At 52.4% G+C, this 307-nt stretch carries 1 protein-coding gene; it reads right to left on the bottom strand.

Annotated elements, in window-relative coordinates; translation table 11 throughout:
• Positions 1–269, bottom strand: a 269-nt coding sequence (locus AC0L3B_RS39095) for a hypothetical protein (protein WP_473383067.1), incomplete at its 3' end; no start/stop codon positions are given.
• Positions 270–307: the final 38 nt, after the last annotated feature.

Below are 307 nucleotides of genomic sequence, written 5' to 3'. Positions count from 1 at the left end.
GATTCTGGATATTTGTCAGCAAGCGGTGCTATTTCGTCTTTGCGTACTAGGTGAGCTTCTGGAGGTCCACCCATGTGTCGCACCACACGATTCATGCGTAGATCGAACTCGCCGTTGTCAATGGCCGGCCATAGATAGGGGAATAGACCCTCTTGCAATCTCTCGTACTGCGCGAGAACGAGCATCTCGTTTGCGACGTGTGAGACAGCATTGCCGAGTACAGCAGCTAGGTCTTCCTCGGAGAACGACACACCGTCTTCCTTGGCCACTAGACATTCCTCATATATGTTTAGGTTGCGCCTGTCCC

The organism is Bradyrhizobium sp. Kon56 (assembly GCF_055807635.1).
The sequence above is the reverse complement of the archived record's forward strand: the minus strand, read 5'-3'. Positions and strand labels throughout refer to the sequence as shown.